General features: G+C 66.5%; 7 protein-coding genes. 5 read left to right on the forward strand and 2 right to left on the reverse strand.

Annotation, left to right across the window (positions count from 1 at the left end; translation table 11 throughout):
- The 4 genes from ACFE7U_RS01155 to ACFE7U_RS01170 form a co-directional block, all read left to right on the forward strand.
- Positions 1 to 791: putative bifunctional diguanylate cyclase/phosphodiesterase (locus ACFE7U_RS01155; RefSeq protein ID WP_375407884.1), on the forward strand; the 791-nt coding region annotated here is incomplete at its 5' end.
- Positions 792 to 1,185: 394 nt separating this feature from the next.
- Entirely contained in the window at positions 1,186 to 1,524 is a 339-nt protein-coding gene (locus ACFE7U_RS01160; protein WP_375407885.1) for a hypothetical protein, read from the forward strand.
- 244 nt (positions 1,525 to 1,768) lie between these two features.
- A complete protein-coding gene (locus ACFE7U_RS01165) occupies positions 1,769 to 2,137 on the forward strand; it encodes a hypothetical protein (protein WP_375407886.1) in 369 nt (122 codons plus the stop codon).
- Between the two features lie 55 nt (positions 2,138 to 2,192).
- Entirely contained in the window at positions 2,193 to 3,149 is a 957-nt protein-coding gene (locus ACFE7U_RS01170) for a ferredoxin--NAD(+) reductase (RefSeq protein ID WP_375407887.1), read from the forward strand.
- A 73-nt stretch (positions 3,150 to 3,222) separates the two neighbouring features.
- Here ACFE7U_RS01170 and ACFE7U_RS01175 read toward each other — a convergent pair whose 3' ends face one another.
- Positions 3,223 to 5,685, reverse strand: a complete 2,463-nt coding sequence (locus ACFE7U_RS01175) for a glycogen/starch/alpha-glucan phosphorylase (RefSeq protein WP_375407910.1) — start codon at positions 5,683 to 5,685, stop codon at positions 3,223 to 3,225.
- A 503-nt stretch (positions 5,686 to 6,188) separates the two neighbouring features.
- On the opposite strand from ACFE7U_RS01175, the gene glgA reads away from it, so the two are divergent.
- The gene (glgA, locus tag ACFE7U_RS01180; RefSeq protein ID WP_375407888.1) at positions 6,189 to 7,751 is read left to right on the forward strand and encodes a glycogen synthase GlgA; all 1,563 of its coding nucleotides are present in this window, start codon (positions 6,189 to 6,191) and stop codon (positions 7,749 to 7,751) included.
- 92 nt (positions 7,752 to 7,843) lie between these two features.
- Here the strand turns inward: glgA and ACFE7U_RS01185 are convergent.
- A partial coding sequence (locus ACFE7U_RS01185; RefSeq protein WP_375407889.1) for a response regulator occupies positions 7,844 to 8,193 on the reverse strand: 350 nt, incomplete at its 5' end.

The following is an 8,193-nucleotide window of genomic DNA, read 5'->3' on the forward strand; positions in this document are numbered from 1 at the left end:
ACGAGCGCGGCGATCGCATGGTGCTGGAGGGCGACCTGCGCCGCTCCCTCGATCGGAACGAGATGAAGGTCCTGTTCCAGCCGATCGTGCGCCTGGAGGACCGGACCGTGGCGGGATTTGAGGCGCTGCTGCGCTGGGACCATCCCAAGCTCGGCCGCATCCCGCCCTCGACCTTCATCCCGATCGCCGAGGATAATGGCTTCATCGTCAATCTCGGCATTTTCGTCATGGAGCGCACGGCCCTCGAACTCGCCGCCTGGCAGCGTTCCCTCGACGTCGAGCCGCCGATCTTCGCCTCGGTCAACATCTCGTCGCGCCAGCTCCTGCGCCACGATCTCCTTCACGACGTGAAGACGGTCCTCGCCCGCTCCGGGGTGTTGCCGGGCTCGCTCAAGCTCGAACTCACCGAGAGCCTGGTGATGGAAAATCCCGAATACGCAGCCCAGATGCTCACCCGCATCCACGACCTCGGCGCCGGCCTGTCGCTGGACGATTTCGGCACCGGCTATTCGGCACTCTCGTATCTTCAGCGCTTCCCCTTCGACACCATCAAGATCGACCAGTCCTTCGTGCGCCAGATCGCCACCGGCCGCACCGTGATCCTGCGCTCGATCGTCAGGATGGCGCAGGAACTCGGCCTCGTCATCGTCGCCGAGGGGGCGGAGACCGAAGCCGACGCGCAGGCCCTGGCCGAGCTCGGCTGCGAATACGCGCAGGGCTTCGCCTTCGGCGAACCGATGTCGATGCTCCAGGCCCGCCAACTCGTCGGAGCGGCGCCCGAGGCAGCGTGACATCGGATGGCTCGGATGCCTCGGTTGGGCCTCGACGTCGAAGGCGTAGAATGGGACTCCCGATAGGCCGGACTGCTTTCCTGGTTCCGCCGTTCCGGATCGATTGAATTTCAAGATCGAGCCGTCAGAGGAGCAATGGCGGCGAAGGCGGCCCGTGCTGCGACACCGCTTCAATGGGCACTTCGACCGTATTGCCGAACGATGTTGCGGGGCGCGACCCATTTGGGTCGAAACCGACATTGATGGTCGGCGAGATCGGCTTTCGCGAACACCGTATTGGCTCGCAAGATAATGCCATACTCACAAGTTGACAATTGATATCGAAACTTTTCGACGATGTGACACGTAGGCCACGTCACAAGGGGAATGCTCATTGAATAATCAGGAGCTTCCGATGCGTCTTGTCGTATTGATTTTGTGTTTTGTGACGCTATCCATTTCAACCGGGTCGGCGCAGGGCAGACTCCCGCCACGCCCGGCACAGACCAATGACCGCACCGCGACCAGCGATGAAAAAGCGGCCGAGATCAAGAGGTTCATCGAGCTCGGTCAGAAGCGGCAGCGGGCCGTCGATTCCCGAAACACCAAGCTCTGGGAGCGGTGGACGATGGCCATCTGTATCGGTTGCGGCCCACTGCCGGTGGGATATCGCATCGTCTACACGACACCCGCCCGCGTTCTGGCGGGAATTCCCGCCGCAGACGATGACAGACGGCGGGATTTGCGCCTGTAGCAAGTTGGCTCTGCCGCGCATCTGCCGGAACGGCAGTATCATGCCGGATGTCGTTTTCGGCCTCGCACGGTGCTTTTGGAGCATTCGCATCAATCGACATCAGCGTGAGGCGTCACCGCTGATCCCGTCGGCTCCGGAAGTTGAGCCTCGGGATTAAACCTCCCTTAACCATGATCTCGCATCGTACCGTCCAGGTTCGATCGGCAGCGCGGAGCAGCCGGACGCCGGGCGGGAGACGGGTGCGATGGCGCAAGCGGCGAGGCAGGAGAAGGCGGAGACCGGATCCGACATCGTGCGGCGCCTCGTGGCGCGTCCCCTCCGCGTCAGCGTGTGGGATGCACAGGACACGGCGACCGTCATCGCGCTGGTCCCGGCGGTCTCGGAAGACGATGATCAGGACGAACCCGACGAGGTTTCGACGGCGGACCTCCTTCGTCTGAAAACCGAGGTGACGCTGATGAAGGCCGTGCTCAAGGCCGAACGCAGCGAAAACGCGAGCCTGCGCGCGCTGATCGAGAAGGTCGACGATCCGGCCACCTCGACGGACGATGCCCGCCTGGTGCGTGACCGCTGGGCGATCCTCGTCGACCAGCTTCTCCGTCAGAGGCGTTGAGCGCCCCCGCGCGATCCCACCTGTCCTTGTCCTCACACTCTTTCGGGAGACGGCCATGAGCGCGCGTTGCTCACTCGTCGTCAACGGCAAGGCCGTTCGCATTTCCACCGGCGATACCCCCGTCGAGGCGGCGCTGGCCGAGGGCATGATCGGGTCCGGCTCCGGCCTGCACGGTGCCAATCCGTTCGGGCAGGGCTTCGGGCAGGGCTTCGGCCCGGCTTCGCGCCGGGGCAAGCCGCGCCTTCATCGAGCCGAAGCCCTGATGCCCACCCTGCCGCGCGCCGCCATCGCGTGGGCCGAACCCATCAAGCCCCCGGCCCCGTCCCGCCGAACCGGGACGATCACGCAGATCCGCCAGCTCGGGCCGCATGTCATCGAGATGGTGGTGACGATCACCCGCCGTCTCGTTTTCGAGCCGGGGCATCAGGTCGTCATGACGGTGGAGGGCTTCGCGCCTCTCACCCTGAGTCCGACCCTGCGCATCGACGGTGCCGCCGAACTCAACGAGCTCGTCTTCCACCTGCCGCTTGAACCCGGTACTGGCTCCCTCGCGAGCGCACTCGGCGAGGGGGTGCCCCTGGGCGCCGAAGTCAAGGTGAAAGGCCCGACCGGGCGCGGCTACTATCGTCCCGGTGGCGGACGCCTCGTTCTGCTCGCGGCCGAGACCGGATTCGCCCCGATCTGGGCCATCGCCCGGGCGGCGCGCTACATCGAGCCGGCCCGCGACGTCGTGATGATCGCCGGTGCCCGCGATCCCCTCGACCTCTACATGCGCCCCTCCCTCGACTGGCTCCGGGCGACGGGGATCGGCCGGATCGTTCTCGTCGCCGACCGCGCGCGGCAACGCCCGCCGGACGTCCGGCCCGGACCCTTGAGCGCGCATCTGCCGTCCCTGCGCACCACCGACGTCGTCCACGTGGTCGGCGATGCATCGACGGTGGGCGCCGTCGAGGTCCTGGCCGCCGCGGCGGGGGCCCGCTGCTACCCGGTGCTGCTGCCGCCAGCTCGCTGATCGTCCCGCAGACACGAAGAAGCCCGGCGCCTTTCCGCGCCGGGCTTCTTTCGTTCAGAAGGTGGAGGCTGACTCAGGCGACCTTCACCCGCCAGATCTCCTCGGCATATTCGCGCATCGAACGGTCCGAGGAGAACCACGCCATCCGCGAGGTGTTCAGGATAGCGGATTTCCACCACGCCTTCGGGTCGGCCCAGGCCGTGTCGATCTCGCGTTGCGCCCGCCAGTAATCGTCGAAATCGACGGTGAGCAGGTAGCGGTCGTTATGGCGCAGGTCGTCGACGAGGGGCCGGAAGCGGCTGCGGTCGTCCGGCGAGAACCCGCCCGAGCCTATCAGGTCGAGGGCGGCCGCGAGGCGCGGCGAGGCGGCGATGGCCTTGGCCGGATAGCTCGCCTCCAACATCCGTTCGGCGACGCCGGCCGCATCGAGGCCGAAGATGAAGATGTTCTCGGGGCCGACATTGTCGCGGATCTCGATATTGGCGCCGTCGAGGGTGCCGATCGTCAAGGCGCCGTTGAGGGCCAGCTTCATGTTGCCGGTGCCGGAGGCCTCCATGCCGGCCGTCGAGATCTGCTCGGACAGGTCGGCGGCCGGGATGATGGCCTCGGCAAGGCTCACAGAATAGTTCGGCAGGAACGCGACCTTGAGCCGGCCGGCCACGTCGGGATCGTCGTTCACGACCTTGGCGACGTCGCAGGCCAGCTTGATGATCAGCTTGGCCTGGACGTAGCTCGGCGCCGCCTTGCCGCCGAACATCTTGACCCGTGGCGTCCAGTCCTTGCCCGGATCGGCCTTGATCGCCTGGTAGAGCGCCACCGTCTCGATGACGTTGAGGAGTTGGCGCTTGTATTCGTGGATGCGCTTGATCTGGACGTCGAACAGGGCGGTCGGATCGACGACGATGCCGGTGCGATCGGCAAGGACGCGGGCAAGCGTCTCCTTCCGGGCGAGGCGCATGGCGGCGTAGCGCGCCTGGAAGGCGGAATCCTCCGCGTGTCCCGCGAGGTCGAGGAGCGCCGTCGGATCATCGAGGACGCGCTCGCCGACGATCTCGACGGCGAGCTTCGTCAGCTCGGGGTTCGCGTTGTGCAGCCAGCGCCGGAACGTGATGCCGTTGGTCTTGTTGACGATCTTGTCGGTGTCGAGGGCATGGAGGTCCTTGAACACCGTGGAGCGCATCAGGTCGGTGTGCAGCGCCGAGACGCCGTTGACGCGACGCGCGCCCAGGAAGGCGAGATGGCCCATGCGCACGCGTTTGCCGTGCGATTCTTCGATGAGCGAGACGGAGGCGAGGTGGACGGCATCGGCCTGGCCCCGCCTGCCCTGCTCTTCGAGGTGCATCCAGTTGATCAAGTAGATGATCTGCATGTGGCGCGGCAGCAGCCGCTCCATCAGCCCGACCGGCCATGTCTCCAGGGCCTCCGGCAGCAGCGTGTGATTGGTGTAGCTCAGCGTGTTGGTGGTGACGTGCCAGGCGTCTTCCCAGGTGAAGCCATGGTCTTCGAGGAGGAGTCGCATCAGCTCGGGCACGGCGATGGCCGGATGGGTGTCGTTGAGCTGGATCGCGGCATGGTCGGGCAGCGAGCGCAGGTCGCCCCGCTCCGCGAGGTGGCGGCACACGAGGTCCTGGAGCGAGGCCGAGGTGAAGAAGTATTCCTGGCGCAGGCGCAATTCCTGGCCCGCATCAGAGGAATCGCTCGGGTAGAGAACCCGCGAAATCGCCTCGACCCGGCAGCGCTCCGAGACGGCGCCGACATGGTCGCCGCCGTTGAAGCGGCCGAGATCGACGGCCGCGTCGGCTTCCGCTTTCCACAGGCGCAGGGTGTTCACGTGGCCGCCGCGCCAACCGACGACCGGCACGTCGTGGGCGACGGCCAGCACCGTCTCGCCCGGCTGCCAATGGCGCCGGATGATGCCCTCGCCGACCGACGACATCGTGACGTGGCCGCCGAATCCGATCTTGTAGGTCGCGTCGGGACGCGCGAACTCCCAGGGATTGCCCTCCGCGAGCCAGGTCTCGGGCGCCTCCTTCTGCCAGCCGTCCTCGAGCGACTGCCGGAACAGGCCGTGATCGTAGCGGATGCCATAGCCGATCGCCGGGATCGCCAGGCTCGCCATGCTCTCCATGAAGCAGGCGGCCAGCCGCCCGAGGCCGCCGTTGCCGAGCGCGGCGTCGGGCTCGGCACCCTCGACCGCGTCCAGCGAGATTCCGAGATCGGCCAAGGCCGCGCGGGTGGTCTCGACGAGGCCGAGATTGTTCATGGCGTCCGAGAGCAGGCGCCCGATCAGGAATTCGAGTGATAGGTAGTACACGCGCTTGTTGGGCACGGTCTCGCTGCGCGAGGTCATGCAGGCATCGACGATGCGGTCGCGCAGAGCGAGGGCGGTCGCGGCGAACCAATCGCGCTCGCGGGCGGTCTCGGGCGTCCTGCCGATCGAATAGGCGAGTTTGGCGAGGATCGCTTCACGCATGTCAATGACGGGATCGCCGGAAACAGGTTGAACGGGCTTTGACCAAGCAGGCGCGTTCGGCATGCCGGCAGCCCGTTCCGTCAAGGCGGCGTCCGCCGCGCGATTACGATCCGGTACGATCAGGATGTCGTTGAGCACGTGTCGTTCCCCCTTTTCGCCACCGGACCATTCAGGAAGCCCGAAAAAAGCTGGCCCATTCTTCTGATGGCCCAATAACTGCGGTCGCTTGCCCGAGCATGGTGAGCCCGAGCAAATGCTCCAGCAGATCCTGTCGCAGACACGCGACAACACTGCAAACGCCGTGCCTCAACCCTCGCGTTCTCCCGAACGAGATCGAGGCTGACGGGCGAGCAGGACGGAATGATGGCGGCGGAATGTCGCTGGAATGAATGCCCAGCTCGATGCCAGGGCGCGGAATTATTGCGATGCAACAGGTTTAAGCCGGCCTTTACCATTCCCATGGCTTGAATTGTGCATCGCACACCCGCACGACTGTCTCGAAGGCCCTGACCATGACGGACTCGGTTTCTCTCGGCGTGTCCCCGATCGACCAAGCCGATCGCCCCATGTTCCCGCGCATCAATGATGCCTTCGGCGTGCGTGGGACCTCCGCGCTGGACGGCGCCGCCATCCCTCCGTCGCGCCACGCACTCGACGCCGAACCGGACCGGAGACGGTCGCTGCAGCGGCGGATCCTCTACGCGACACCGGAGATGGCGGATTTCGTGAAGACCGGCGGCCTCGGCGAGGTCGCGGGCGCACTACCGCGCGCGCTACGCCGACACTACGACGTCCGGGTCCTGATTCCCGGTTACCGGCAGGTGGTCGACAGGTTCGACCATATGCCCGTCGTGGCGCGGCTTCCCGGTCAGGCCGGCGTGCCGCCTTGCGACCTCGGGCTCGTCGAGATGGGCGACGGCCTGCTGGTCTACGTGCTCCTGAGCGCCGACCTCTACCAGCGCGACGGGACTCCCTACGGCGACGCCCAGGGTGATTTTCGCGACAACGACCTTCGCTTCGCTCGCCTCAGCCTCGCCGCCGCCGAGATCGCCGGAGGCGCCGATCCGGGTTGGAGCGCAGACCTTCTCCACCTCAACGACTGGCAGACGGCACTGGCACCGGCCTACCTGTCATGGACGGGCCGGCGGATTCCGAGCGTGCTGACGATCCACAACCTCGCCTATCAGGGGTTGTTCTCGAGCGAGTCGCTCGGACGTCTCGGGGTGCCGGACGGAGCTTTCCAGATGGACGGGGTCGAGTTCTACGGCCACCTCTCCTTCCTCAAGGCCGGCATCTACTACGCCTCGCACGTCACCACGGTCAGTGAGACCTATGCCCGAGAAATCATGACCACGGAGGCCGGCTGCGGACTCGACGGGCTGCTGCGGACCCGTGCCGCTCAGGGGCGGCTCGCCGGCATCCTCAATGGGATCGACGAGAGCTGGGACCCGCGCACCGATCCCAACCTGGCGACCCGGTTCGAGGTCGACGACTGGAAGGGCAAGCGTGCCAACGCCGAGATGGTCCGCCGGCAATTCGGCCTCGCGGTGTCGCGCGGGCCGCTCTTCGCCATCGTGTCTCGTCTCGTCCACCAGAAGGGCATCGATCTCAGCATCGCGGCCGCCGAGACGATCGTCGCCGAGGGCGGCCAGCTCGTCGTGATCGGCCAGGGGGAGAGCCGCTTCGAAGGGGCACTGCGCGACCTCGCGCGACGTCACCCGTCCGCGGTGGGTGTCCATACGGGCTTTCAGGAGAAGCAGGCACGCCGGATGTTCGCGGGCAGCGACTTCCTGCTGATGCCCTCGCGCTTCGAGCCCTGCGGCCTCGCGCAGATGTATGCCCAGCGCTTCGGCTCGCTTCCGATCGTGCGCCGCACCGGCGGCCTCGCCGACACGGTCGAGGATGGTGTCACGGGGTTCACCTTCGGCGAGGCGCCGAACCGGGGCTTTTCACACGCCATTCGGCGCGCCTTCGACACCTTCGCGCAGAAGAAGCGGCTCAACGCCATGCGGCGCAGGGCGATGTCGCGCTCCTTCGGCTGGGATGGGGCCGCTGCGACCTATTCGGACCTGTACGGGCGCGCCTTCGGGAACAGCCAGGGACTGCGCCGCCACTCGATGGCTGGATGAAAGTCTGCTTGCGGAGGAGGTCCCGGCAAGTCGTGTATGGCGGTTGAGCCAGCGCTCGTCTTCGCCGCCCCCGCCGATGCACATCGGCGAACCTACGCGCCCTCCCCGATTCCATAGCTCGTCCCGGTCTCCGGCCTCCGGAACGGGATCACCGGAGTCTCCTGAGACAGGGCCGCCGCGACGGCGGCGGCGAGTTCGCCCATGGCAAAGGGCTTCCGAAGGATCTGGACGGCTTCGGCAGGCAGTGCGGCGGGATCGGCGTAGCCGGTCATCAGCAGGACGCGCAACGTGGGCCGCAGCGCCTGAGCGTGGCTGCTGAGCTCGCGTCCCGTCATTCCGGGCATCGCGAAGTCGGTGAGCATCAGGCCGATCTGGCGATCCTCGCCAAGGAGGATCAGGGCTTCGGGACCGCTGCCGACATCCAGCACGCCGTAGCCCAGCT

Source organism: uncultured Methylobacterium sp. (assembly GCF_964251405.1).
Taxonomy (GTDB): Bacteria; Pseudomonadota; Alphaproteobacteria; order Rhizobiales; family Beijerinckiaceae; genus Methylobacterium.

Excerpts from the sequence above, each read along its gene's own strand:
- ACFE7U_RS01160 (WP_375407885.1), top strand. The coding sequence starts at position 1,186 with ATGCGTCTTGTCGTATTGATTTTGTGTTTTGTGACGCTATCCATTTCA.
- ACFE7U_RS01175 (WP_375407910.1), bottom strand. The coding sequence starts at position 5,685 with ATGCCGAACGCGCCTGCTTGGTCAAAGCCCGTTCAACCTGTTTCCGGC.
- ACFE7U_RS01165 (WP_375407886.1), top strand. The coding sequence starts at position 1,769 with ATGGCGCAAGCGGCGAGGCAGGAGAAGGCGGAGACCGGATCCGACATC.
- ACFE7U_RS01170 (WP_375407887.1), top strand. The coding sequence starts at position 2,193 with ATGAGCGCGCGTTGCTCACTCGTCGTCAACGGCAAGGCCGTTCGCATT.
- glgA (WP_375407888.1), top strand. The coding sequence starts at position 6,189 with ATGTTCCCGCGCATCAATGATGCCTTCGGCGTGCGTGGGACCTCCGCG.